Genomic DNA, 22402 nt, shown 5'->3' on the forward strand with positions numbered 1-22402 from the left:
CTCCTCAGCGGGCGAATGCGCCGAGCGGGAAGGCGAAGGGAATCCATTGCCTCACGAGCTCCGGGCCCGCCACCAGGCAGACCAGGCCGGCACCGGCAAGAAAGGGACCGAAGGCCATCGGAATGTCCTTGTGCGCCAGCTTCCCGACAAGGCGCAGCGTGAGGCCGATCACGGCGCCCACCAGCGATGAGACCAGGATGATGGCAATGAGGTAGTCGGCCCCGAGCCAGGCGCCGAGCGCCGCCAGCAGTTTGAAGTCGCCATATCCCATGCCTTCCTTGCCCGTGGCCAGGCGATAGCCATGGTACACAAGCCACAGGCTCAGGTAGCCGAAGACGGCGCCCCAGACCGCCGAGCTCAGCGCGGTGCCGGTCCAGCCCATGGCCGCGCCAACGAGCCCGAGCCACAGCAGCGGATAGTTGAGCGCGTCGGGCAGGAACTGGGTGTCGAAGTCGATCAGGAACTGGCAGATCAGGAAGGCCGCGAACGCTGCCCAGAGCGCGCCGGTGGGCGTGAGGCCGAAGCGGTAGGCGCACAGCGCGAACAGCGCGCCGGTCACCAGTTCCACCAGCGGATAGCGCGGGCTGATGGACGTGCCGCAGGCGGCGCAGCGGCCCCGCAGCACCAGGTAGCTCAGCACCGGGATGTTCTGGTACCAGCGGATCCGGTGGCCGCAGGCGCCGCAGCGCGAGGCCGGGCGGGCGAGGTCGAAGGGCGGCAGCGCCTCGATGGCCACGGCCGCCTTGTCCGCCGCCGCCTCGAGGCCGGCCGGCGGCTGCGCCTTCGGCCCGAACACCAACGTCCAGAGCGACGGGACGTCCTTGGACGACATCAGGTTGGCCACGGCATCGGCCAGCCAGCCCCGGTACATCATGACCGGGGTGCGGTAGATCACCACGTTGAGAAAACTGCCGACCAGCAACCCGAGGACGCCGGCCAATGCGGCGTCGAACTCCTGCGACACCAGCATCAAACGACCTGGCCCAACTTGAAGATCGGCAGGTACATCGACACCACGATGCCGCCGATGATCACGCCCAGGAACACGATGATGATGGGCTCCATCAGGCTCGAGAGGCCGGCCACCATGTCGTCCACCTCGGACTCGTAGAAGTCGGCGGCCTTGCCGAGCATGTGGTCGATCGAGCCGGACTCCTCGCCGATGGCCGTCATCTGGATCACCATCGAGGGGAACAGGTTGACGTTGGTCATGGCCGTCGTGAGGCTGGTGCCGGTCGAGACTTCCTGCTGGATCTTGGCCGTGGCGTCGCCGTAGACGGTGTTGCCCGAGGCGCCGCCCACCGAGTCGAGCGCCTCGACCAGCGGAACGCCGGCCGCGAACATGGTCGCAAGGGTGCGGGTCCAGCGGGCCACGCACGACTTCTCGATCAGCGTACCGAAGATCGGCACGCGCAGCAGCGCGCGGTCCATGACCCGCTGCACGCGTTCGTTGCGCTTCCAGGCCTGCAGGAAGAAGTAGGTGCCGCCGCCGACCACGCCGAAGATCAGCCACCAGTAGGAGACGAAGAATTCGCTCATGGCCATCACGAACAGCGTGGGCGCGGGCAGGTCGGCGCCGAACGAGGTGAACACCTGCTTGAAGGCCGGAATCACGAAGATCATGATGATGGCCACCACCACGAACGCGACCACCACCACGGAGGTGGGATACATCAGCGCCGACTTGATCTTCGACTTGATGGCCTCGGTCTTTTCCATGTAGGTGGCCAGGCGGTCCAGCAGGTCTTCCAGGATACCGGCCGCTTCGCCGGCTTCCACCAGGTTGCAGTAGAGGTTGTCGAAGTACTTCGGAAACTTGCGGAAGGCGGACGACAGCGAGGTGCCGGTTTCCACGTCGCTGCGGATGTCGTTGAGCAGCTTGGCCACGCTCGGGTTCGCATTGCCGCGGCCCACGATGTCGAAGGACTGCAGCAGCGGCACGCCGGCCTTCATCATGGTTGCCAGCTGGCGCGTGAAGATCGCGATGTCCTTGGGCTTGATGCTCTTGCCCGAGCGCATGCGGCGCTTCTTGATCTTGGACGCCAGGACGCCCTGGCGCCGCAGGGCGGCCTGCACCTGGTTCTCGCCGGCGGCCCGGAGCTCGCCGCGCACCAGCTTGCCGTTGCGGTCCTTGCCCTCCCACTCGTAGACAAATTCCTTGAGCGTGTTCGAGGTGCGGGTGGATGCCACTGTTGCCATTCGATCTCCGATTTCTTGCAGTGTGTTCGTTATTCGTTGGTGACCGCCACCACTTCTTCGAGTGAGGTGAGCCCTTGCATGACTTTTCGCAGGCCCGATTGCCGCAGCGAGCGCACGCCCTCGGCCTCGGACTGGCGTGCGATGTCGAGTGCGCTGCCGTCGCGCAGGATGATCGCCTGGATGGCTTCCGAGATCGGCATCACCTGGTAGATGCCGACCCGGCCCTTGTAGCCGTTGCTGCACGCCGCGCAGCCGACCGGCCGATAGGGCTTCCAGGTACCGTCGAGCTGTTCTTCCTTGAAGCCCGCATCCAGCAGCGCCTGGCGCGGCATGTCGGCCGGCGCGCGGCATACGTGGCACAGGCGCCGCGCGAGCCGCTGCGCCGTGATCAGGATCACGCTGGAGGCAATGTTGAACGGCGCAATGCCCATGTTGCGCATGCGCGTGAGCGTGGTCGGCGCGTCGTTGGTGTGCAGCGTCGAGAGCACCAGGTGGCCCGTCTGCGCGGCCTTGATCGAGATGTCGGCGGTTTCGAGGTCGCGGATTTCGCCGACCATGATGATGTCGGGATCCTGCCGCAGGAAGGCGCGCAGCGCCGCCGCGAAGGTGAGCCCGGCGCGCTCGTTGACGTTCACCTGGTTCACGCCGGGCAGGTTGATTTCGGACGGGTCTTCCGCCGTGGCGATGTTGACGCCGGGCTGGTTCAGCAGGTTCAGGCAGGTGTAGAGCGACACCGTCTTGCCCGAACCCGTGGGGCCCGTCACCAGCACCATGCCATAGGGGCGGCCGATCGCATGCAGCAGGCGCTCCTTTTCGTCGGCGTCGTAGCCCAGTGCGTCGATGCCCAGGCGCGCGCTGCTCGGGTCCAGGATACGGATCACGATCTTCTCGCCGAACAGCGTGGGCAGCGTGCTGACGCGGAAGTCGATCACGCGGTCGGGCCCGATCTTGAGCTTCATGCGGCCGTCCTGCGGCACGCGCTTCTCCGAAATGTCGAGCCGCGAGATGACCTTGATGCGCGAGGCCAGCTTGTCCTTGATGAGCGTGGGCGGGCTCGCGATCTCGCGCAGCTCGCCGTCGATGCGAAAGCGCACCCGGTAGTTGTGCTCGTAGGGCTCGAAGTGGATGTCCGAGGCCCGCATGCTGACACCGTCGAGCAGCATCTTGTGCAGGAAGCGCACGACCGGCGCGTCCTCGACCTCGGCGATGGCCTGTTCGTTGGCATCGCCCGAGGTGTCCGCCGAGACGTCGTCGAACTCGAACTCGGCGCCGACGATGCTGTTGATGGTTTCCGCCGCAGTGACCGCGGCGGCTTCGATCATGCGCGAGAGCTTGTCGTATTCGGCAATGACCCAGTCCACGCCCATCTGGGAGGCGAACTTGATCTTTTCCACCGCCTGCTGGTCCGAAGGGTCGGCCGTTGCAACGATGAGACGGTTGTTGCGCTTGCTGAGAACCACGATCCGGTAGGCGTGGCACAGCTTCGGGTCGAGCAGGTCCTTGGGCAGGCGCTGGTGGTCGATGGCGTCCAGGTCCAGCAGCGGCGCGCCGAAGGCGCTGGACAGCGTGTGGGCGAGGTCGGCGGCCGAGACGGCGCCGCTGCCGGTCAGCTCGGCAATGAAGCTGGTGCGGCCGCTCAGCGACTTTTGGTAGATGTCTTCCGCGGTCTTCGCAGGAAGCTTGCCGGCCGAGACCAAGGCACGCGCAAGGCCCGGGAGGGCGATTTGCGTGTTTTCTTTAACAGGAAGTTCGGCAGCAGCCATTCAGCGAATTGCAAGAGATGTGAAAAAGTGCTTCACGATCATCGCTGAACCACCCGTCCCTGTAAATCGCTACGCAGCAACAGGCACGGGCATTATTTGTGCCAGCCAAAGGCTGGTCGGGGTGAGAGGATTCGAACCTCCGGCCTCTACGTCCCGAACGTAGCGCTCTACCAGGCTAAGCTACACCCCGATTGGTTGCAAAAAAAGAGAATTCGTCCTTGCCAACTCTTGTGAGGTGTTCAGGCACGTCGCTCAAGCAACTGAGCCGCCAATTGTAGCAAACCGTCGGCATGCAAATTGGACGGGAAGTCGCGCAATGCGTGAATCGCGCGTTTTGCCTCGTCGGCTGCGGCGGCGCGCGAGGCTTCCAGGGCGCCCGTGGCGTGGACGATTTCGACGATCTTGCCCAGCTGGGCGGTGTCGCCGGCCTCGATGGCCGCACGCACCAGCGTCGCCTGCGCGGGGCTGCCGCGACGCATGGCGAAGATCAGCGGCAGCGTGGTCTTGCCTTCGCGCAGGTCGTCGCCCACGTTCTTGCCCGTTTCGTGTGCGTCGCCGGCGTAGTCGAGCACGTCGTCGATCACCTGGAAAGCCGTGCCCAGGGCCTGGCCGTAGGTGGCGCAGGCTTCCTCAACTTCGGGCGTGGCGCCCGCCAGCACGGCGGCGAGCCGCGTGCTGGCCTCGAACAGCTTGGCGGTCTTGGAGCGGATCACGCGCAGGTAGGCGGATTCGTCCAGCGTGGCGTCGTGCATGTTCATCAGCTGGAGCACTTCACCTTCCGCGATCACGTTGGTCGCCTCGGCCAGGATCTGCATGATGCGCATGTTGTTTGCATCCAACATCATCTGGAAGGCGCGCGAATAGAGGAAGTCGCCGACCAGCACGCTGGCCGGGTTGCCGAACGATTCGTTGGCGGTCGGGCGCCCGCGCCGCAGGGTCGATTCGTCGACCACGTCGTCGTGCAGCAGGGTGGCCGTGTGGATGAACTCCACCACCGCCGCCAGGTTGAAGCGCTGCTCGCCCGTGTAGCCGAGCGCGCCCGACATGAGCAGCAGCAGCGCCGGGCGCAGGCGTTTGCCGCCCGCGGAGATGATGTACTTCGACACCTGGCTGACCAGGGGCACGCCCGTGTCGAGGCGCTGCGCGATCACACGGTCGACTTCGACCATGTCGCCGGCGATCAAATCCAGCACGGTGGCGGTGGGGGAGGTATCGGCGGCGTGGACTGGCAAGGCGTTTGCGCGCGGCGCGTCTGAATGCGAAAGTGACAGCGGCACGAGGCCGGAAGGCGCAGATTATAGGGAGGAGCGCGCGCCGTCCCGGCGGCGCCTTGGCTCAAACCATGTTAGCGCGTGCAAACCGTGCTAAAATCTTGGGCTCTGCGGAATTCGCCGTAGAGCTCATTCCTTAAGAGGTTCACATGTACGCGGTCATAAAAACCGGCGGCAAGCAGTATCGCGTTGCTTCCGGCGAAAAAATTAAAGTAGAACAGATTGCTGCGGATGTAGGCCAGGAAATCGTGATCGATCAGGTTCTTGCAGTCGGCAACGGCAGCGAAATCAAGATCGGTACGCCCCTGGTGTCCGGCGCAACGGTGACAGTCACGGTACTGTCGCACGGCAAGCACGACAAGGTCGGCATCTTCAAGATGCGCCGTCGCAAGCACTATCAGAAACGTCAAGGCCATCGCCAGCAGTTCACGGAACTGCAAATCGGCGCGATCGCTGGCTAAGGAGCAGATTCCATGGCACAGAAAAAAGGCGGCGGCTCAACGCGAAACGGGCGCGATTCCAAGCCCAAGATGCTCGGTGTGAAGGCCTTCGGCGGCGAACTGATCAGCGCAGGCTCGATCATCGTGCGCCAGCGCGGCACCCAGTTCCACCCCGGCGTGAACGTCGGCGTGGGCAAGGACCACACGCTGTTTGCACTGGTGGACGGCCACGTGTCGTTCGGTGTCAAGGGCGCACTGAACAAGCACATGGTCAACGTGACCCCGGCATAAGCCTGAGTCACTTCGATCAGCTCGAAGCCCCGCTTTGTCGGGGCTTCTTCATTTGTACACTGGATACCCCATGAAGTTCGTCGACGAAGCCTTCATCGACATCGCCGCAGGCGATGGCGGCAACGGCTGCGTGTCGTTCCGTCATGAAAAATACAAGGAATTCGGCGGCCCCAACGGCGGCGACGGCGGCCGCGGCGGCCACGTCTACGCGGTGGCCGATTCCAACCTCAACACCCTGGTCGACTTCCGCTATTCGCGCCGCCACGAGGCCAGGCGCGGCGAGCACGGCATGGGCTCCGACATGTTCGGTGCCGCGGGCGACGACATCCTGCTGAAGATGCCGGTCGGCACCATCATCAGCGACGCCGAAACCGGCGAAGTGCTGTACGAGCTGCTGAAGGAAGGCGAGGTCGTCACCATCGCCAAGGGCGGCGACGGCGGCTTCGGCAACATGCGCTTCAAGAGCGCGATCAACCGCGCGCCGCGCCAGAAGACCCCGGGCTGGCCGGGCGAGAAGAAGAGCCTCAAGCTCGAGCTCAAGGTGCTCGCCGACGTCGGCCTGTTGGGCATGCCCAACGCGGGCAAGTCGACCCTGATCAGCGCCATCTCGAACGCGCGCCCGCGCATCGCCGACTATCCCTTCACCACGCTGCACCCGAACCTCGGTGTCGTGCGCGTCGGCCCGGAGCAGAGCTTCGTGGTGGCCGACCTGCCGGGCCTGATCGAAGGCGCATCCGAAGGCGCGGGCCTCGGCCACCTGTTCCTGCGCCACCTGCAGCGCACGCGGCTCTTGCTGCACGTGATCGACATGGCGCCGTTCGACGATGCGGTCGATCCGGTCGCCCAGGCCAAGGCCATCGTCGGCGAGCTCAAGAAGTACGACGCCGCGCTCTATGAAAAGCCGCGCTGGCTGGTGCTCAACAAGCTGGACATGGTGCCCGCCGACGAGCGCGCCGCGCGCGTGAAGGACTTCGTCAAGCGCCTGCGCTTCAAGGGCCCGGTGTTCGAGATCTCCGCGCTCACGCGCGAAGGCTGCGAGCACCTGGTGCAGGCCGTGTACCAGCAGGTCAAGGCGCAGCAGGCGGCTGAACATGTGCCGGTCGAGGTCGATCCGCGCTTCGTCGAGCTGCCGCCCGATACTTCTTCCTCCTCCTCCTCCTGACGCTCCGCACCCCGCATTCACGACCGCCACGCCCCTCCATGACCTCGAACTCCGGATCCACTGCCTTGCGGGATGCCCGCCGTATCGTCGTCAAGGTAGGCTCCAGCCTCGTGACCAACGAGGGGCGCGGTCTCGATGAAGCCGCCATCGGCGAATGGTGCCGGCAGCTGGCGGTGCTGGTGCAGGGCGGCCGCGAGGTGGTCATGGTGTCCAGCGGCGCCATTGCCGAAGGCATGAAGCGCCTGGGCTGGCGCACGCGGCCGCACGAGGTGCATGAACTGCAGGCCGCCGCGGCCGTCGGGCAGATGGGCCTGGCCCAGATGTACGAGACCAAGCTGCGCGAGAACCGGATCGGCAGCGCCCAGGTACTGCTGACCCATGCCGACCTGGCCGACCGCGAGCGCTACCTCAATGCGCGCTCGACGCTCGTCACGCTGCTCGGGCTGGGCGTGGTGCCGGTCATCAACGAGAACGACACCGTCGTCAACGACGAGATCAAGTTCGGCGACAACGACACGCTCGGCGCGCTTGTGGCCAATCTGGTCGAAGCCGATGCGCTGGTGATCCTCACGGACCAGAAGGGCCTCTACACGGCCGATCCGCGCAAGGACCCGCAGGCCAAGTTCGTGCACGAGGCCGCGGCCGGCGACCCGGCGCTCGAAGCCATGGCGGGCGGGGCGGGCTCCAGCCTCGGCCGCGGCGGCATGATCACCAAGATCCTCGCTGCCAAGCGCGCGGCCGGCTCGGGCGCCTCCACCGTGATCGCCTGGGGCCGCGAGCCCGATGCCCTGCTGCGCCTCGTGCGCGGCGAATCCATCGGCACGCTGCTGGTGGCGCAGACGGCCAAGCACCAGGCGCGCAAGCGCTGGATGGCCGACCACCTGCAGCTGCGCGGCGCTGTCACCGTCGATGCCGGCGCGGCCGCCAAGGTGCGCGCCGAGGGCAAGAGCCTGCTGCCGATCGGCATGACGGGCGTCTCGGGCGAGTTTTCGCGCGGCGACGTGATCGCCGTGCGCGACGCCGACGGCGTGGAACTCGCCCGCGGCCTGGCCAACTACTCGAGCGTGGAGGCCCGGCTTTTGTGCCGCAAGCCCTCGTCGGAATTCGAGCGGCTGCTGGGCTATGTGGCGGAGCCGGAAATGGTCCACCGCGACAACATGGTGCTGATGCGCGGCTGAGGCCGGGCCGGAATGGAAAACGGGGCCTTCAAGGAGGCCCCGTTCGATCGTTCTGCCGCCTTGCCTTATTGCAGCTGGCGCGCCGGGTCCCGCATGTTGGTGACCATGTCCTTGACCGAGACGCGGGGCGCATGGCCGCGGCACAGGCCCTGCTGCGCCAGCTGCCTGGCGTAGCTCGAGTTCAGGTCGCGGAAGCTCTTCCACTCGGACCGTTCGACCTTGCTCCAGGCGCCGTTGTTGAATCGCGCGTAGCTCTTCACCTCGTCGGTCGAGCAGCGCACGCCCTCGTAGAAAGCGTTCAGCGCCGCGTCCCCGCCGCTGCGGCTGGTGGCGACCACCACGTAGCGCACCACGCCGTCGCCGGTGATCGTGATGGTGGCCGGATCGACGCCGAACTTCAGCGACATGTAGGGCGGCATTGCGATCGGCTCGAGGCGCTTGACGTCGAAGGCCGGCGGCGGAGGCGCTTCGCTTTCCTTCCATTCGGCATCGGTCTCATAGCGCTTGGGCGGCGGCGGCAGGCCGGCCTGCGCCCAGTCGGGGTTGTCCGTGTCGTGCGGGCCCGATGCGCATCCGGCCAGCAGGGCCAGGCACACGGCGAGCAGGGCGCCCTCAGCGCTGCGACGGAAGGAAGGGCGCTTTGTTGTGGGGAGGAGGGGAAGGGTCATCGCTCGCAGAAGTAATGTCGGGATGTGGATCGAAACTGCCGCCGGGCGGCAGGTCCAGCCCCGCGGGCGCGCCGCCGTCTGGCATGTGGCGCTCGAACTCCCGGGCGCGCACGTTGCTGCGCAGGAAGCGGTTGCGGAAATCCTGCCGCGGCAGGTAGCGAGCAAGCTCGGTCAGTGCCATCTCGTAGACGCCGCGTTTGAATTCGACGACCACATCGAGCGGCACCCAGTAGTCGTGCCATCGCCAGGCGTCGAATTCGGGGTGGTCGGTCGCGCGCAGGTTCAGATCCCAGTCGTGACCGATCAATTGCAGCAAATACCAGATTTGCTTCTGGCCCTTGTAGTGGCCCCGTGCGTCACGGCGAATGAACCGATCCGGCACCTCGTAGCGCAACCAGTCACGGGTACGGGCCACGATGCGCACGTGCTCCGGATGGAGTCCGACTTCCTCGTGCAGTTCCCGGAACATGGCTTGCTCGGGACTTTCGCCGCGGTCGATGCCGCCTTGCGGAAACTGCCAGGAATGCGTGCGTATGCGTTTGCCCCAGAAAACCTGGTTTCTCTGGTTGAGCAGGATGATGCCGACGTTGGGCCTGAAGCCGTCCCGGTCGAGCATAATCAAACCCCAATTTTTGAACTGAGTCGATTATGCATGCCGGGTTGCACACGGCAAGCGGCCAGTTCGAGGCCCGCGGGTTCCCGGAGGTCTCTCCGCCGGCATCCGTCTTCCCCAAGATTCTTAAATCCACCAGCGCGATCCCGATGAAAGCTTCCCGATTTTTTGTCTCCACCCTCAAGGAAGCGCCCGCTGACGCCGAGGTCGCGAGCCATCGGCTCATGATGCGCGCGGGCATGATCAAGAAGCTCGGCACGGGCATCTACACCTACATGCCGATGGGGCTGCGCGTGATCCGCAAGGTCGAGGCGATCGTGCGCGAGGAAATGAACCGCGCCGGCGCGGTCGAGCTCACGATGCCCGTGGTGCAGCCGGCCGAGTTCTGGCAGGAGACCGGCCGCTTCGACAAGATGGGCCCCGAGCTGCTGCGCATCAAGGACCGGCACGACCGCGACTTCGTGGTCCAGCCCACCAGCGAAGAGGTGGTGACCGACATCGCGCGCCAGGAAATCCGCAGCTACAAGCAGCTGCCGAAGAATTTCTACCAGATCCAGACCAAGTTCCGCGACGAGCGCCGTCCGCGCTTCGGCCTGATGCGCGGGCGCGAATTCATCATGAAGGACGCCTACAGCTTCGACCGCGACCTGGATGCGGCCAAGGCCAGCTACCAGGCCATGGCCGATGCCTACCGCCGCATCTTCGACCGCTTCGGCCTGCGCTACCGCGCGGTGGCGGCCGACAGCGGCGCCATCGGCGGCGACCTGAGCGAAGAGTTCCAGGTGATTGCCGCCACCGGCGAAGACGCCATCGTCTACTGCCCCGGCAGCGACTACGCGGCCAACATGGAGAAGGCCGAGGCGCTCGCTCCGGCCGGCCCGCGCCCCGCGGCGGCCAAGGCGCTCGAGAAGACGCCCACCCCGGGCAAGAGCACCTGCGCAGCCGTGGCCGAACTGCTCGGCGTGCCGCTCTCGACCACCGTCAAGTCGCTGGTGCTGGCAACGGACATCCTCGACGAGGCCGGCAACCCGAAGGGTTCGCAAGTCTGGCTGCTGCTCCTGCGCGGCGACCACGACATGAACGAGATCAAGGTCGGCAAGGTGCCGGGCCTGGACAAGGGCTTCCGCTTCGCGACGCTGGCCGAGATCGACGACCACTTCGGCTGCAAGCCCGGCTACCTCGGCCCGCTGAACCTCAAGAAGCCCGTCAGGCTCGTGGCCGACCGCGAGGTGATGGTCATGGCCGACTGGATCACCGGCGCCAACGAGGTCGACTTCCACATGACCGGCGTCAACTGGGGCCGCGACCTGCCCGAGCCCGAACTGGTGGCCGACCTGCGCAACGTGGTGGCGGGCGACGCCTCGCCCGACGGCAAGGGCGTGCTCGCGATCGAGCGCGGCATCGAGGTGGGCCACGTGTTCGTGCTCGGCACCAAGTACAGCAAGGACATGAGCGCCACCTACCTGGACGAAGCCGGCAAGCCGCAGTTCCTCGAGATGGGCTGCTACGGCATCGGCATCACGCGCCTGCCGGCCGCCGCCATCGAGCAGAACCACGACGAGCGCGGCATCATCTGGCCCGACGCGCTGGCGCCGTTCACGGTGGTGGTCTGCCCGATCGGCATGGACCGCAGCCCCGAGGTCAAGGTGGCGGCCGAAGCGCTGTACGAGCAGCTGCTCGCGGCCGGCGTCGACGTGCTGCTGGACGACCGCGGCGAGCGCCCGGGCGCGATGTTCGCCGACTGGGAACTGATCGGCGTGCCGCACCGCGTGGTCATTTCCGACCGCGGCCTGAAGGAAGGCCAGCTCGAATACCAGCACCGCCGCGACACGGCAGCCACCAAGGTGCCCGCCGCGGGCATCGCCGAATTCATCGCCGGCAAGTTCGCGCAATGAGCCTGGAGGGCGGCCTCTCGCGGCGCCGGTGCCTGGTGGGCGGCGCCGCGGCGGCGGGCGCCCTGGCCGCGCTGTCGCTGCCGCAGGCCGCGCACGCCGGCGCGCAGATCGAGGAGCCGCTGATCGACTCGGTGCGCACCGCGCTGAGTTCGGCCGTGCACAACAAGGCGCCGCCGGTGCCCGAGTTCTCGAGCACCGAGGCCCGCCTGACCTACCTGCGCTGGCTGGGCGAGATGAGCGAGCGCCTCAAGAAGAAGATTGCCGACTGGCCCACGCGCAAGGAATTCCTGCAGACCGCCTGGTATGAAGCCAAGCGCTCGGGCCTGGACGTGAGCCTGGTGCTCGGGCTGATCCAGGTCGAGAGCAACTTCCGCAAGTTCGCGGTGTCCAGCGCCGGTGCGCGCGGCTACATGCAGGTCATGCCGTTCTGGACCCGCGTGATCGGCGACAGCGACCCGGCCAAGCTGTTCCACATGCAGACCAACCTGCGCTTCGGCTGCGTGATCCTGCGCCACTATCTCGACCGCGAGAACGGCGACCTGTACATGACCCTCGGGCGCTACAACGGCAGCCGCGGCAAGGCGCCTTATCCCAACGCCGTGTTCGCGAACCAGCGCCTCTGGACCTTCGTGGACCGCGACCGCTCGGCCGCCTGAGGGCGAGCTAGGTTTTCGTGACCATCACCTGGTCGATGCGGTAGCTGTCGACGTCCATCACCTCGAAGGTGTAGCCGCCCCAGCTCACGCTGTCGGTGCGCTTGGGCACCCGCCGCAGCATCACCATCAGGAAGCCGGCCAGCGTTTCGTAGTCGTCCGGGTGCGGCATCTCGTCGATGTGCAGCGCGCGCTGCACGTCCTGGATCGGCGTGACGCCGTCGATCAGCCACGAGTTCTCGTCGCGCTTCACGATCTGTTCCTCGTCGGGCATGGAGACGAGGTCGCCCATCACCGTGCTCATCACGTCGTTGAGCGTGATCACGCCCACCACCAGGCTGTATTCGTTGACCACGATCGCGAAGTCTTCGTGCGCCTGCTGGAACTGCTCGAGCACCTCGGTGAGCGTGAGCCGGTCGGGAATGACCAGCGCCTTGTGCAGCGTGAGGCCCTGGTCGAAGGCCAGCGGCTGGCCGCTGAGCACGCGCTGGAACATCTCCTTGGCGTCGACATAGCCGAGCACATGGTCGATGTCGCCGTCGCACACCGGGTAGGCCGAAAAAGGCTCGGCCACGATGCGCGCCCGCAGCACAGATTCGGGGTCGTCGTGCAGGAACCAGGCGATGTTGTCGCGCACCGTCATCACGCTGCTGACCAGCCGCGTGTCGAGTTCGAACACGTTGGCGATCACCTGCTGCTCGCGCACCGCGAGCACGCCCGCGCGCGCACCGGCCTCGGTCATGGCCAGGATGTCGGCCGAGGTGATCTTGTCGTCGCGCACCAGCGGCATGCCCAGCAGCTTGAAGAGCATGTCGGTGGAGCGCGTGAAGAACCACACCAGCGGCTTGAAGGCGGTGATCAGCACCATCATCGGCCCCACCATGCGAACCGCGATGCGCTCGGGGTCGCTCATGCCCAGGCGCTTGGGGAACAGGTCGGCGAACACCAGGAACACCGCGATGACGATCACGAACGAGCACAGGAAGGCCACGTTGGCCGAGGCTTCCACGCTCATCCAGCCTTCGAGGAAGCGCGCGAAGTAGGGGCTGAGCGAGCCCTCGCCGACCACGCCGCCGAGGATCGCCACCGCGTTGAGGCCGATCTGCACCACGGTGAAGTAGTGGCCCGGCTGCTCCTGCACGCGCAGCACGCGCTCGGCCCGCGCATCGCCCTCGTCGGCCATCTGGCGCAGGCGCAGGCGCCGCGAGGCGGCCAGCGTGATTTCGGCAAGGGAGAAGAACGCGCTCATCGCGATCAGCAGGACGATGATGAGCAGGCTTTGGGTGAGGGTCATGGTGGCACGGCGAAGTGCACGATGGTGCCATGACCCGGAGCACATTCCAGCGAACACCGCGGAACCGGCTTTGCCGGGCCGCTGGTGTTGCCCCCGGAAGGGGGAGGGAGAAGCGACACGAAGTGCGCGCAGCCTGGGGGAGAGCCTAGACCCCGCCGTGCGGGTGGGTCGGGTCGACCCACAGGACCGATTCGGGTTTTTCTACCGGCTCGATATCGAGATTGATCGCCACCGCCTCGCCGTCGCTGCGGCACAGCACGCATTCGAGCGGCTCGGTGGCGCTGGCGTTGATTTCCTGGTGCGGCACGTAGGGCGGCACGTAGATGAAGTCGCCCGGGCCGGCCTCGGCCGTGAACTCGAGCTTCTCGCCCCAGCGCATTCGGGCCCGGCCGCGCACCACGTAGATCACCGATTCGAGGTGCCCGTGGTGGTGGGCGCCGGTCTTGGCGTCGGCATGGATGGTGACGGTGCCGGCCCAGAGCTTCTGCGCGCCGACGCGCGCAAAGTTGATGGCCGCGGCGCGGTTCATGCCGGGCGTCTGGGCGGTGTTGGCGTCGAGCTGGTTGGCCGCGATCACGCGCACGCCGTCGTGCTTCCAGGCCGGTGCGGCCTTGCCCTCGTGGCCGTGGCCGTGGTCGTGGCTCATGGCGGGCCGGGAAATCAGGCCGCGTTGCTGCCGCCGCCCAGCACCTGCTGCAGTTCGCCCGACTCGTACATCTCCATCATGATGTCCGAGCCGCCGACGAATTCGCCCTTGACGTAGAGCTGGGGGATCGTGGGCCAGTTGCTGTATTCCTTGATGCCTTGGCGGATGCCGTCGTCTTCGAGCACGTTGACGGTCTTGAGCGTCCTGGTGTCGACGCCGACCGCCTTGAGGATCTGGATCGCGCGGCCGGAGAAGCCGCACATCGGAAAGCTGGCGTTGCCCTTCATGAAGAGCACGAGGTCGTTGGTCTTGACGAGATCGTCGATGCGTTGCTGGGCGTCGGACATGGGAACTCCTGAAAAATGGGCTGGGGGGATTATTTCACCGTGCGCCAGATCCCGCCGGAACAGCGCTGGATGCCGGCAAGGTCGTCGCGGCTTTGCACTTCGGCAAAGCCGCGCGCGCCGAGCAGCTGGCGCACGGCCGCCGCCTGGTCGTGGCCGTGCTCGAGCAGCAGCCAGCCGCCGTCCGCCAGGTGCGCGGGGGCCTGCTGCACGATCTGGCGGATGTCGGCCAGCCCGTCGGGGCCGGCCACCAGCGCTGCCAGCGGCTCGTGCTGCAACGCCGCCAGGTGCGGGTCGCCGGCCGCGATGTAGGGCGGATTGCTGGCAATGACCGCGTAGCCGCCGGCCGCGCCGTCGAGCCAGTGGGCCTGGCGAAAGCGCACCGGCAGGCCCAGGCGCTGCGCATTGGCCTCGGCAACGGCCAGTGCGTCGGCGCTGGCATCGACCGCGTCGACCAGCGCATCGGGGCGCGCATGCTGCAGCGCCAGCGCTATCGCGCCGCTGCCGGTGCCCAGGTCGAGCACCTGCGGGGCCTTGCGGCCTTCGAGGCATTGCAGGGCCCAGTCGACCAGCGTTTCGGTGTCGGGGCGCGGCACCAGCACCCGTGCATCCACCTGCAGGCCGAGGCCGTGGAATTCCTTCTCGCCGAGCAGGTAGGCCACCGGCTCGCCCGCCAGGCGGCGCGGCAGCTGCACCGAAAGCGCGGACCAGGCCGCGTCGGAAATGGCGTCGGTGTCGTGCGCCAGCAGCCAGGCGCGGTCGTGCGGCGCGCGGCCCAGCGCATGCAGCAGCAGCAATTGCGCGTCGAGCCGGTCGACGCCCAGCGCGACAGCCGCGGCCAGCGCCTGGGCCACGGTGGACGGCGTGGTGGCCGTGGCCGTCATGCCGGCAGGCTCGATTCGAGCTCGGCCAGCTGCTCGGCCTCGCGCGCGGCGCGCAGCGCGTCGAGCACGTCGCCGAGGTCGCCTTCCATGATGGCCTGCAGCTTGTAGAGCGTGAGGTTGATGCGGTGGTCGGTGAGCCGGCCCTGTGGGAAGTTGTAGGTGCGGATGCGGTCGGAGCGGTCGCCGCTGCCGATCAGGCCCTTGCGCATGGCGGCGTCCTTGGCGGCGCGCTCGCTGCGGTCCTTTTCCTGGATGCGCGCGGACAGCACCTGCAGCGCCTTGGCCTTGTTGCGGTGCTGGCTGCGGTCGTCCTGGCACTCGGCCACGATGCCCGTTGGAATGTGCGTGATGCGCACGGCCGAGTCGGTCTTGTTGATGTGCTGGCCGCCGGCGCCGCTGGCGCGGTAGGTGTCGATGCGCAGGTCGGCCGGGTTGATCTGCACTGCCACGGTTTCGTCGGGCTCGGCCAGCACGGCGACGGTGCAGGCGCTGGTGTGGATGCGGCCCTGGGTCTCGGTGGCCGGCACGCGCTGCACGCGGTGGCCGCCCGATTCGAAGCGCAGGCGGCCGAAGACGTCGTTGCCGGCGATGCGGATCACCACTTCCTTGTAGCCGCCGAGCTCGCTCTCGCTCTCGCTCACCACTTCGCAGCGCCAGCCGGCGCGCTCGCAGTAGCGCGTGTACATGCGCAGCAGGTCGCCCGCGAACAGCGCCGACTCGTCGCCGCCGGTGCCGGCGCGGATTTCGAGGAAGGCGTTGCGCGCGTCGTCCGGGTCCTTGGGCAGCAGCAGGCGCTGCAGCTCTTCCTCGAGCTGCACAAGCTCGGCCTGCGCGGCGGCGATTTCTTCGCGGGCCATCTCGGCCATGTCGGGGTCTTCGAGCATTTCGGCCGCGCCGGCGATGTCGGCTTCGCGCTGCTTGTAGCGCTCGTAGCGGCCCGCGATCTGCGTGATCTCGGCGTGCTCCCGCGAGATGGGGCGGTACTGAGCCATGTCGCTCATGATGTCTTCGCGCGAAAGCAGGAAGTCGAGTTCGCCCAGGCGCTGGGCGTAGCGTTCGAGTTGGTGGCGCAGAAAGGTCTTCACGGCGGAAAGGAGCTCGGAAAAATGGGGAAAGGGCGCCGCGGTGCCGCGGCAGGGCGCATGGGGGACCGCGGCCGGCAGGGCCGGGCCGCTGGCGAGCGTCGCTAACGCTCTTTGCGCAGGAACAGGCGCGAGATGGTCTGCGCGGTGTGCTCGCGCGATGCGGCGTCGCCCGCGTGCAGCTCGGCCATGGCGCCGTGCAGCAGCTTCTGCGTGAGCCCGCGCGACATGGCCTCGAGCACCGCATCGACCGATTCGCCCTTGGCCAGCAGCTTGCGCGCGCGCGCCATCTCGGCGGCGCGCCACTCGTCGGCCTGGGCATTGAGCTGCTGGATCAGCGGCACGGTGCCGCGCTGGCCGAGCCAGTGCATGAAGCTCTGCACGCCGGCGTCGATGATGACCTCGGCCTCGGCCACGGCGGCCTGGCGGCTGGCCTGGCCCTGCTGCACCACCTGGGCGAGGTCGTCGACGGTGTAGAGATAGATGTCTTCGAGCGCCTTCACCTCGGGCTCGATGTCGCGCGGCACGGCCAGGTCGACCATGAACATCGGGCGGTGCTTGCGGGCCTTGAGTGCGCGCTCGACCGCGCCCAGCCCGATGATCGGCAGCGTGCTGGCGGTGCAGCTCACCACGATGTCGAACTCGGCCAGCCGGCTGGGCAGGTCGGCCAGCCGCATGGCCTCGCCGCCGAAGCGCGAGGCCAGCTTTTCGCCGCGCTCGAGCGTGCGGTTGGCAATGGCGATGGCCTTCGGGTCCTTGGCCGCGAAATGCGTGGCGGCCAGGTCGATCATTTCGCCCGCGCCGACGAACAGCACGCGCGTCTGGTGCAGGTCTTCGAACAGCTGGCCGGCCAGCCGGACGGCCGCCGCGGCCATGCTGATGGAATGCGCGCCGATCTCGGTGGCGGTGCGCACCTCTTTCGCGACCGCGAAGGAGCGCTGGAACAGCTGGTTGAGCGTGCTGCCGAGCGCGCCGGCGGTTTCGGCCGCGCGCACGGCGTCCTTCATCTGGCCGAGGATCTGGGCTTCGCCGAGCACCATGGAATCGAGCCCGCTGGCCACGCGGAAGACGTGGCGCGCAGCCTCGTCGTCCTGCAGCGTGTAGGCATGCGAGCGCAGCAGCGCGGGCGCGACGCCGCCGCTCTCGGCCAGCCAGCCGACCGTGTGGTCGAGCGCGGCATGCTCGGCGGCGCAATAGATCTCGGTGCGGTTGCAGGTGGAGATGATCGCGGCCTCGACCTGCGGATGGCGGCCGCCGGCAAACGAACTGCGCAGGCTCTGCAGCGTGGGTGCCAACTGATCGAGCGCGAACGCGAAACGACCGCGCAGATCGAGCGGCGCGGTCGTGTGGTTCAACCCGAGGGTCCAGACTGACATATCCACTGATTATAAAATCAGCAGCAGCCATGCGGCCGCCAAGGGGCTTGGCCGCATGCAACTCCACACAACAAGGGCGCCGCGAGCGCCCTTGGCCTTATCCGGCGGCCCTCGCTCGATACCCATTTCCTACCCATGTCGCTGCTGGATCTTCTCAATCACCTGCTGAACTTCGTGGCGCCCGCGCTGGCCGTCGGTTTCCTGTGCGCGCTCATGGGCCACGTCTTCCGGCGCAAGGCGGGCGGCAGGGCATGGTGGGCCCAGGGCGCGATCAATTCAGGCGTGGGAGCGCTGGTGCTGCTCGGCGGCGTCGTCCTTGCAGGGCGCGACGGCGCGATGGCGACCTACGCGGCGCTCGTTGTCGCCTGCGGTACAAGCCAATGGCTGGTCTCGGGCGGCTGGCGCGCGTAGTTCGCCAAGTCATGCGATGATGTTGCGTGTCCAGATGTTACCGACTGTTAGTATATGAGTCTAATCTGGTAAATATTCACATTTAGAGAGCGGGGAGAGTTGCAGGCAGCCGCTTTGAGCCAATATGCGGCAAGGCAGCCCATGGACGGTACAGATGTATTTGCATCCTCTTATTGCCAGCGTTCCCCCGGATGAGCGCGCAGCCTTCGTTCAGCGCATCGAGCTTCGGTCCTACCGGCGCAACGAAGTGGTGCTGGCGGCGGACGAATGGTCCGACCGCATCTACTGCGTGGCCACCGGCCTGCTGCGGGTGGTGGTGCAGGGCAGCGGAGACAGCGGCGACGTCACGACCGACTTCATCCGGCAGGACGACTTCTTCCTGAACTCCGCCCTGATCGAGGAGCGCTACCAGGCCGGCGCGACTCTGGTGGCGGCCTTGCCCACCTCGCTGTACCTGGTGCCCACGCTCGAATTCAAGGCGCTGTGCGACCGCCATCCGGCCGTGACGATGGGCCTGCTCGACGTGGTCATGAAGCGCACCACGGTGCTGCGCAGGCAGATCCGGCAGATTTCATCGGCCTCGTCGGAGCGGCTCATCAGCCGCATCCTGCACGAGCTCACCGTGCTGGCGCCGGGCACCGACGGCGGCTACGACAAGCGCATCACCCAGTCGGTCATCGCCTCCTATTCGGGGCTTTCCAGGATGCAGGTCAACAAGACCATGCGGGACCTGGAGCGCCGCGGCCTGGTCAGGCGGGACGAGCACGGGGTGTATGTGCCGCCGCACTTCGCGTCGTCGGACTTCCAGGAGCTGCCGTCGGCTGAGCCGAGTCCAACTGCCAAGGATTCCGGCGAGGTGAATCAGTCGTTCTTCTCGGAGCTGTTCGAGGCGCCGCCCAAGTCGGGCAAGACGACCCGCAAGTAGATCTGCGGCTCAGCCCACCGCCAGCCGCGTTCCCGCGGCGCTGGCGGCCTTGCGGATGCCGTCCGGCCCGTAGAAGGGCTGCGCGCCGGCCTGCAGGTAGTGCAGCGCGTTCTGCGTGAAATCGAGCTGGCTGTACACCATGGCGCCATTGCGGCGGTTGCTGGCCTTGGCCTGCTGCGCCAGCTCGACCAGTGCCGTCCAGGCGGCAAGCGAGGCCTCGCCGTCCGCCGCGGCGGCGGCATCGGCGCCCGCGCGCCCGGGCTCGAAACCCCGCGCCACCTGCGCCGATTCGCGCGCCTGGTCGAGTGCCGCCATGCGGTCGAGCAGGCCGGCCTTGCGCCCGGTGAGCGAGGGCAGCTCGGCGAAGAGGCCGTTCTTCATGGCCTCTGCCTCCCGCTCCAGCACCGACAGGAATTCCTCGACACAGGTTTTTTCGGCCAACAGGTGAAGCAGCATGGCGTTCAGAGCTTTCCGTTTTCGTGGAGCAGATCGCGCACGCTGGCGAGCAGGCCGCGGGCGATCCGGTCGGGGTGGATTTCATAGCGCCCGGCCCGGATGTCCTCGCGGATCGAGGCAACGCGCGCCGCGTCGAAATCGGAGTTGGGCGCCTCGGGCAGCGAATGCACCTGCCCCGGCGAGAGCTTCACCGCGTTCCTGCCGCCCTGGACGGCATCGGTGCCGCTGGCGGGCGAGGACGCCGCGCCCTTGTTCGTTCGGGGGAGCGGTGTGGCCGAAGGGGCGAATGGATCGATTTTCAAGATGGTTCCTCAAAGGGCTGCCTGGTGTATCGGCAGTTCGGGCCAGAACTTTAGGGCAGTGCGCATCGAATGCGGCTACTGCGGCAGGCGGACCTGCCCCTCCTCGTCGGCCACGCCGCTGACCATGCGGCCGTCCACGGTCCTGGCCCGCACGGCCGCACCGGCGCTGGCACTGCTCATCGCGCGTGCTTCGGTGCTGACCACATAGCCTGGGCCTTCGGCAACGACCTTGATGGTCTGGCCCTGCTGGATCACGGCCACGCCGCGCATCAGTTCGCGCCTGAGCGGCGCGCCGGACGCGATGCGGTTGGCGGCCACCACGCCCTGCAGTTCGGCAAGGTCGGTCACGACCGAGCGCGGCAGGGCGGTGAGATCGCCATTGCGGGCGATGAAGTCGCCCGCGCCCAGGGCCTGGCCGGTATCGATGTTGCGCGCGGCCACCAGGTAGCGCCCCTCGACCGCCACATGGGCCAGCACATAGCGCGTCCAGGGCTTTTGCTCCGAGTGGCAGCGCAGGCCGACCGACACCCGGCCCCACGCCGCGGCGCCGCGCGGCAGGAAGGCCTCGAGCGCATCGCAGGCGGGCAGCGGGCCCGATGCCGGCGCCTCGACGCGGATGCCGACCTTGCCCGGGAGTCCGGCGCTCTGGGCCTGCAGCAGCCGGTCGACGGCGGCGCGCGCATCGCCCGTGAGCGGCGCCGCGGCCACGCACATCGCCGCGCCCAGTCCGGCCGCCAGGGCAGGCAGCACGAGCTTCAGGCGGCGTGGGCGGCAAGGGATTTTTTCCATGATGGGTGCCCGGCAATTCTAGGAAGGCGCACCCGATCCGAAGATTCGAAGTGCACGCCAAATGCCCCTTTGTTCGGGCCATTGCGAACGCAGTGCATGCATAGACTCGCTTTCCATCTGTCGCCATGCCCCGCCAGGGACGCGACGCCTCGAAAGATGGAAACACATGATCGACAAGCTGGATGCGGCGCTTCGCTTCAACCGCGAAGCACTGAACCTTCGGACGCAGCGCCAGGAAGTGCTCGCGGCCAACATCGCCCACGCCGACACGCCCAACTACAAGGCGCGTGACTTCGATTTTGCGAGCCGCCTGACGCAGGCGGTCGAGCACGGCCGCGCAACGCAGCAGCCGGTGCAGATGGCCGCCACCTCGGCGCGCCACATCCAGGCCGATGCGCCGTCCTCGATGCCCGAGCGCGACCTGCTGTACCGCGTGCCGAGCCAGGCCAGCATCGACGGCAACACGGTGGAGATGGACGCCGAGCGCATCAACTTCGCCGACAACGCGCTGCGCTACGAAGCCAACCTCACGGTGGTCAGCGCCAAGATCAAGTCGCTGCTCTCCGCTGCGCAATAAACAGGAAGGAGCCGCACATGCCGCATCCCGGTGCTTCCATGAACATCTTCAGCGTGGCGGGCTCCGCCATGGCCGCGCAGTCGCAGCGCATGAACGTGACGGCCAGCAATCTTGCCAACGCCGAGAGCGTGGCCGGCGCCGACGGCAAGCCTTACCGCGCCAAGCAGGTGGTCTTCGAAGTCGACGCCTCGGGCCAGCAGGACATCGGCGGCGTGAAGGTGGCCGGCGTCATCGAGGACCCCTCGCCGCTGAAGATGGTCTTCGACCCGAAGAACCCGCATGCCGACGCCAAGGGCTACGTGGCCATGCCCAACGTCAACGTGGTCGAGGAGATGACCAACATGATTTCCGCCTCGCGCAGCTACCAGGCCAACGTCGAGGTGCTCAACACCGCCAAGACGCTGATGGTCAAGACGCTGAGCATCGGCCAGTAACCCCCCACATCCCAACAAGAACCATGGCCATTTCCGACACCTCTTCCATCTCCGGGCTCAACGCAGCCACCGCCGCGTCGAGCGCCGGCAACGTCTCGGGAGCGGACAGCGAGCAGCGCTTCCTCAAGCTGCTGGTGACGCAGCTCAACAACCAGGACCCGCTCAACCCGATGGAGAACGCCGAGCTCACGTCGCAGCTCGCGCAGATGAGCACCGTGAGCGGCATCGAGCGGCTCAACAGCGCGCTCAGCGGACTGGTGAACCAGACCGGCGCCAACCAGGTGCTGCAGGCGGCATCGCTCATTGGCTACAACGTGCTGTCGCCCGGCAACACCATCGCCGCCACGGAGCCCAAGGCCGGCGAGGAACCGGCGGCCGTGCCCTTTGCCGTGCAGCTGCCGGCCACCGCCGGCACCGTCGAGGTGAAGATCGTCAACGCCGCGGGCAACACCGTGCGCACCTTGACGCTCGGGCCGATGACCGAGGGCGTCAACGCCGTCAGCTGGGACGGCAAGGCCGACGACGGCAGCACGGCCCCGGCGGGCGCCTACAGCTTCAGCGTCGCGGCCGCCAACAACGGCACGCGCGTGGAGGCCACTTCGCTGGTCTTCTCGCAGGTGGCCGCCGTCAAGCAGGGCGCCAGCGGCGTCACGCTCGAACTGATGTCGGGCCAGAGCATCGGCCTGGCCGACGTGCGCATGTTCCTCTGAGCAGCTGTCGCGCGCCGTCTTCCTCATCGGCAGCGGCCC

General features: G+C 67.2%; 26 protein-coding genes and 1 tRNA gene. 11 read left to right on the forward strand and 16 right to left on the reverse strand.

From position 1 onward, the window contains the following. Window positions 1-4: 4 nt before the first annotated feature. The 5 genes from AC1DMS_RS27945 to AC1DMS_RS27965 form a co-directional block, all read right to left on the reverse strand. Window positions 5-970, reverse strand: coding sequence for a prepilin peptidase (locus AC1DMS_RS27945; protein WP_062365621.1), 966 nt, complete (start codon window positions 968-970; stop codon window positions 5-7). Beyond that, window positions 970-2199, reverse strand: a complete 1230-nt coding sequence (locus AC1DMS_RS27950; protein ID WP_015866995.1) for a type II secretion system F family protein — start codon at window positions 2197-2199, stop codon at window positions 970-972. The genes AC1DMS_RS27945 and AC1DMS_RS27950 overlap by 1 nt, the downstream gene beginning before the upstream one ends. 29 nt (window positions 2200-2228) lie before the next feature. After that, window positions 2229-3962 carry a type IV-A pilus assembly ATPase PilB gene (pilB, locus tag AC1DMS_RS27955; protein WP_015866994.1) on the reverse strand — a complete coding sequence of 578 codons (1734 nt, stop codon included), beginning with the start codon at window positions 3960-3962 and terminating at the stop codon, window positions 2229-2231. Window positions 3963-4075: 113 nt separating this feature from the next. Next, a tRNA-Pro gene (locus AC1DMS_RS27960) sits at window positions 4076-4152 on the reverse strand. Window positions 4153-4201: 49 nt separating this feature from the next. Continuing rightward, window positions 4202-5194: a polyprenyl synthetase family protein gene (locus tag AC1DMS_RS27965; protein ID WP_021008896.1), complete on the reverse strand. Its 993-nt coding sequence runs from the start codon at window positions 5192-5194 to the stop codon at window positions 4202-4204. 188 nt (window positions 5195-5382) lie between these two features. Between AC1DMS_RS27965 and rplU the strand changes: the two genes are divergently transcribed. The 4 genes from rplU to proB all read left to right on the forward strand — a co-directional run bounded on the left by rplU (window position 5383) and on the right by proB (window position 8304). After that, a complete protein-coding gene (gene rplU / locus AC1DMS_RS27970; RefSeq protein ID WP_015866992.1) occupies window positions 5383-5694 on the forward strand; it encodes a 50S ribosomal protein L21 in 312 nt (103 codons plus the stop codon). Window positions 5695-5706: 12 nt separating this feature from the next. Continuing rightward, window positions 5707-5964 carry a 50S ribosomal protein L27 gene (gene rpmA, locus AC1DMS_RS27975; protein ID WP_015866991.1) on the forward strand — a complete coding sequence of 86 codons (258 nt, stop codon included), beginning with the start codon at window positions 5707-5709 and terminating at the stop codon, window positions 5962-5964. A gap of 70 nt (window positions 5965-6034) precedes the next feature. After that, complete coding sequence (cgtA, locus tag AC1DMS_RS27980) at window positions 6035-7126, forward strand: Obg family GTPase CgtA (protein ID WP_062365622.1); 1092 nt, start codon at window positions 6035-6037, stop codon at window positions 7124-7126. 38 nt (window positions 7127-7164) lie between these two features. Further along, window positions 7165-8304: a glutamate 5-kinase gene (gene proB, locus AC1DMS_RS27985; protein ID WP_015866989.1), complete on the forward strand. Its 1140-nt coding sequence runs from the start codon at window positions 7165-7167 to the stop codon at window positions 8302-8304. A 65-nt stretch (window positions 8305-8369) separates the two neighbouring features. On the opposite strand, the gene AC1DMS_RS27990 is transcribed toward proB, so the two are convergent. Both AC1DMS_RS27990 and AC1DMS_RS27995 read right to left on the reverse strand, forming a co-directional pair. After that, the gene (locus AC1DMS_RS27990; RefSeq protein ID WP_478182009.1) at window positions 8370-8972 is read right to left on the reverse strand and encodes a CNP1-like family protein; all 603 of its coding nucleotides are present in this window, start codon (window positions 8970-8972) and stop codon (window positions 8370-8372) included. Next, window positions 8917-9588, reverse strand: coding sequence for an RNA pyrophosphohydrolase (locus AC1DMS_RS27995; RefSeq protein WP_015866987.1), 672 nt, complete (start codon window positions 9586-9588; stop codon window positions 8917-8919). The genes AC1DMS_RS27990 and AC1DMS_RS27995 overlap by 56 nt, the downstream gene beginning before the upstream one ends. Window positions 9589-9734: 146 nt before the next feature. Here AC1DMS_RS27995 and AC1DMS_RS28000 point away from each other — a divergent pair, with 146 nt between their 5' ends. Then, entirely contained in the window at window positions 9735-11480 is a 1746-nt protein-coding gene (locus AC1DMS_RS28000; protein ID WP_062365623.1) for a proline--tRNA ligase, read from the forward strand. Then, entirely contained in the window at window positions 11477-12136 is a 660-nt protein-coding gene (locus AC1DMS_RS28005) for a lytic transglycosylase domain-containing protein (protein WP_015866985.1), read from the forward strand. Before AC1DMS_RS28000 ends, AC1DMS_RS28005 begins: the two co-directional genes overlap by 4 nt. Window positions 12137-12143: 7 nt before the next feature. On the opposite strand, the gene paeA is transcribed toward AC1DMS_RS28005, so the two are convergent. The 6 genes from paeA to hemA all read right to left on the reverse strand — a co-directional run bounded on the left by paeA (window position 12144) and on the right by hemA (window position 17759). Further along, complete coding sequence (gene paeA / locus AC1DMS_RS28010; RefSeq protein WP_015866984.1) at window positions 12144-13427, reverse strand: polyamine export protein PaeA; 1284 nt, start codon at window positions 13425-13427, stop codon at window positions 12144-12146. Between the two features lie 145 nt (window positions 13428-13572). Then, window positions 13573-14073: a cupin domain-containing protein gene (locus AC1DMS_RS28015; protein ID WP_015866983.1), complete on the reverse strand. Its 501-nt coding sequence runs from the start codon at window positions 14071-14073 to the stop codon at window positions 13573-13575. Between the two features lie 14 nt (window positions 14074-14087). After that, window positions 14088-14420, reverse strand: coding sequence for a Grx4 family monothiol glutaredoxin (gene grxD, locus AC1DMS_RS28020; RefSeq protein WP_015866982.1), 333 nt, complete (start codon window positions 14418-14420; stop codon window positions 14088-14090). Between the two features lie 29 nt (window positions 14421-14449). Next, window positions 14450-15301 carry a peptide chain release factor N(5)-glutamine methyltransferase gene (gene prmC / locus AC1DMS_RS28025; RefSeq protein ID WP_062365624.1) on the reverse strand — a complete coding sequence of 284 codons (852 nt, stop codon included), beginning with the start codon at window positions 15299-15301 and terminating at the stop codon, window positions 14450-14452. Further along, on the reverse strand, window positions 15298-16386 hold the full coding sequence (prfA, locus tag AC1DMS_RS28030) for a peptide chain release factor 1 (RefSeq protein ID WP_062365625.1): 1089 nt from the start codon (window positions 16384-16386) through the stop codon (window positions 15298-15300). The genes prmC and prfA overlap by 4 nt, the downstream gene beginning before the upstream one ends. A 101-nt stretch (window positions 16387-16487) precedes the next feature. Continuing rightward, on the reverse strand, window positions 16488-17759 hold the full coding sequence (gene hemA, locus AC1DMS_RS28035; protein WP_062365626.1) for a glutamyl-tRNA reductase: 1272 nt from the start codon (window positions 17757-17759) through the stop codon (window positions 16488-16490). 135 nt (window positions 17760-17894) lie between these two features. On the opposite strand from hemA, the gene AC1DMS_RS28040 reads away from it, so the two are divergent. Both AC1DMS_RS28040 and AC1DMS_RS28045 read left to right on the forward strand, forming a co-directional pair. Continuing rightward, entirely contained in the window at window positions 17895-18170 is a 276-nt protein-coding gene (locus tag AC1DMS_RS28040) for a hypothetical protein (protein ID WP_062365627.1), read from the forward strand. Between the two features lie 154 nt (window positions 18171-18324). Then, complete coding sequence (locus AC1DMS_RS28045) at window positions 18325-19095, forward strand: Crp/Fnr family transcriptional regulator (protein WP_018906813.1); 771 nt, start codon at window positions 18325-18327, stop codon at window positions 19093-19095. 9 nt (window positions 19096-19104) lie between these two features. Here AC1DMS_RS28045 and AC1DMS_RS28050 read toward each other — a convergent pair whose 3' ends face one another. From AC1DMS_RS28050 to flgA, 3 genes are all read right to left on the reverse strand, one after another. Next, the gene (locus tag AC1DMS_RS28050) at window positions 19105-19551 is read right to left on the reverse strand and encodes a flagella synthesis protein FlgN (protein ID WP_062365628.1); all 447 of its coding nucleotides are present in this window, start codon (window positions 19549-19551) and stop codon (window positions 19105-19107) included. Window positions 19552-19556: 5 nt separating this feature from the next. Further along, window positions 19557-19853, reverse strand: a complete 297-nt coding sequence (gene flgM, locus AC1DMS_RS28055; RefSeq protein WP_062365629.1) for a flagellar biosynthesis anti-sigma factor FlgM — start codon at window positions 19851-19853, stop codon at window positions 19557-19559. A gap of 75 nt (window positions 19854-19928) precedes the next feature. After that, on the reverse strand, window positions 19929-20642 hold the full coding sequence (gene flgA, locus AC1DMS_RS28060; RefSeq protein ID WP_015866974.1) for a flagellar basal body P-ring formation chaperone FlgA: 714 nt from the start codon (window positions 20640-20642) through the stop codon (window positions 19929-19931). A gap of 166 nt (window positions 20643-20808) precedes the next feature. Here flgA and flgB point away from each other — a divergent pair, with 166 nt between their 5' ends. Genes flgB through AC1DMS_RS28075 form a run of 3 tightly spaced genes read left to right on the forward strand, consistent with a single transcriptional unit; the run spans window position 20809 to window position 22363 of the window. Continuing rightward, the gene (gene flgB, locus AC1DMS_RS28065; protein WP_062365630.1) at window positions 20809-21219 is read left to right on the forward strand and encodes a flagellar basal body rod protein FlgB; all 411 of its coding nucleotides are present in this window, start codon (window positions 20809-20811) and stop codon (window positions 21217-21219) included. 17 nt (window positions 21220-21236) lie between these two features. Next, on the forward strand, window positions 21237-21653 hold the full coding sequence (gene flgC / locus AC1DMS_RS28070) for a flagellar basal body rod protein FlgC (protein ID WP_062365631.1): 417 nt from the start codon (window positions 21237-21239) through the stop codon (window positions 21651-21653). Window positions 21654-21676: 23 nt separating this feature from the next. Beyond that, window positions 21677-22363 (forward strand): flagellar hook assembly protein FlgD, encoded by a 687-nt coding sequence (locus AC1DMS_RS28075; RefSeq protein WP_062365632.1) that lies wholly within the window; start codon window positions 21677-21679, stop codon window positions 22361-22363. Window positions 22364-22402 lie beyond the last annotated feature (39 nt).

The organism is Variovorax sp. 05T418, assembly GCF_056396385.1.

What these genes read in the sequence shown, in the direction of transcription:
- flgB (WP_062365630.1), top strand. Translation starts at nt 20,809, where the DNA reads ATGATCGACAAGCTGGATGCGGCGCTTCGCTTCAACCGCGAAGCACTG.
- AC1DMS_RS28040 (WP_062365627.1), top strand. Translation starts at nt 17,895, where the DNA reads ATGTCGCTGCTGGATCTTCTCAATCACCTGCTGAACTTCGTGGCGCCC.
- AC1DMS_RS27945 (WP_062365621.1), bottom strand. Translation starts at nt 970, where the DNA reads ATGCTGGTGTCGCAGGAGTTCGACGCCGCATTGGCCGGCGTCCTCGGG.
- hemA (WP_062365626.1), bottom strand. Translation starts at nt 17,759, where the DNA reads ATGTCAGTCTGGACCCTCGGGTTGAACCACACGACCGCGCCGCTCGAT.
- flgC (WP_062365631.1), top strand. Translation starts at nt 21,237, where the DNA reads ATGCCGCATCCCGGTGCTTCCATGAACATCTTCAGCGTGGCGGGCTCC.
- rpmA (WP_015866991.1), top strand. Translation starts at nt 5,707, where the DNA reads ATGGCACAGAAAAAAGGCGGCGGCTCAACGCGAAACGGGCGCGATTCC.
- AC1DMS_RS28005 (WP_015866985.1), top strand. Translation starts at nt 11,477, where the DNA reads ATGAGCCTGGAGGGCGGCCTCTCGCGGCGCCGGTGCCTGGTGGGCGGC.
- AC1DMS_RS28015 (WP_015866983.1), bottom strand. Translation starts at nt 14,073, where the DNA reads ATGAGCCACGACCACGGCCACGGCCACGAGGGCAAGGCCGCACCGGCC.
- flgA (WP_015866974.1), bottom strand. Translation starts at nt 20,642, where the DNA reads ATGGAAAAAATCCCTTGCCGCCCACGCCGCCTGAAGCTCGTGCTGCCT.
- AC1DMS_RS28045 (WP_018906813.1), top strand. Translation starts at nt 18,325, where the DNA reads ATGTATTTGCATCCTCTTATTGCCAGCGTTCCCCCGGATGAGCGCGCA.
- grxD (WP_015866982.1), bottom strand. Translation starts at nt 14,420, where the DNA reads ATGTCCGACGCCCAGCAACGCATCGACGATCTCGTCAAGACCAACGAC.
- proB (WP_015866989.1), top strand. Translation starts at nt 7,165, where the DNA reads ATGACCTCGAACTCCGGATCCACTGCCTTGCGGGATGCCCGCCGTATC.
- AC1DMS_RS28075 (WP_062365632.1), top strand. Translation starts at nt 21,677, where the DNA reads ATGGCCATTTCCGACACCTCTTCCATCTCCGGGCTCAACGCAGCCACC.
- AC1DMS_RS27995 (WP_015866987.1), bottom strand. Translation starts at nt 9,588, where the DNA reads ATGCTCGACCGGGACGGCTTCAGGCCCAACGTCGGCATCATCCTGCTC.
- AC1DMS_RS27950 (WP_015866995.1), bottom strand. Translation starts at nt 2,199, where the DNA reads ATGGCAACAGTGGCATCCACCCGCACCTCGAACACGCTCAAGGAATTT.
- AC1DMS_RS28000 (WP_062365623.1), top strand. Translation starts at nt 9,735, where the DNA reads ATGAAAGCTTCCCGATTTTTTGTCTCCACCCTCAAGGAAGCGCCCGCT.
- AC1DMS_RS27990 (WP_478182009.1), bottom strand. Translation starts at nt 8,972, where the DNA reads ATGACCCTTCCCCTCCTCCCCACAACAAAGCGCCCTTCCTTCCGTCGC.
- pilB (WP_015866994.1), bottom strand. Translation starts at nt 3,962, where the DNA reads ATGGCTGCTGCCGAACTTCCTGTTAAAGAAAACACGCAAATCGCCCTC.
- rplU (WP_015866992.1), top strand. Translation starts at nt 5,383, where the DNA reads ATGTACGCGGTCATAAAAACCGGCGGCAAGCAGTATCGCGTTGCTTCC.
- cgtA (WP_062365622.1), top strand. Translation starts at nt 6,035, where the DNA reads ATGAAGTTCGTCGACGAAGCCTTCATCGACATCGCCGCAGGCGATGGC.
- AC1DMS_RS28050 (WP_062365628.1), bottom strand. Translation starts at nt 19,551, where the DNA reads ATGCTGCTTCACCTGTTGGCCGAAAAAACCTGTGTCGAGGAATTCCTG.
- paeA (WP_015866984.1), bottom strand. Translation starts at nt 13,427, where the DNA reads ATGACCCTCACCCAAAGCCTGCTCATCATCGTCCTGCTGATCGCGATG.
- prmC (WP_062365624.1), bottom strand. Translation starts at nt 15,301, where the DNA reads ATGACGGCCACGGCCACCACGCCGTCCACCGTGGCCCAGGCGCTGGCC.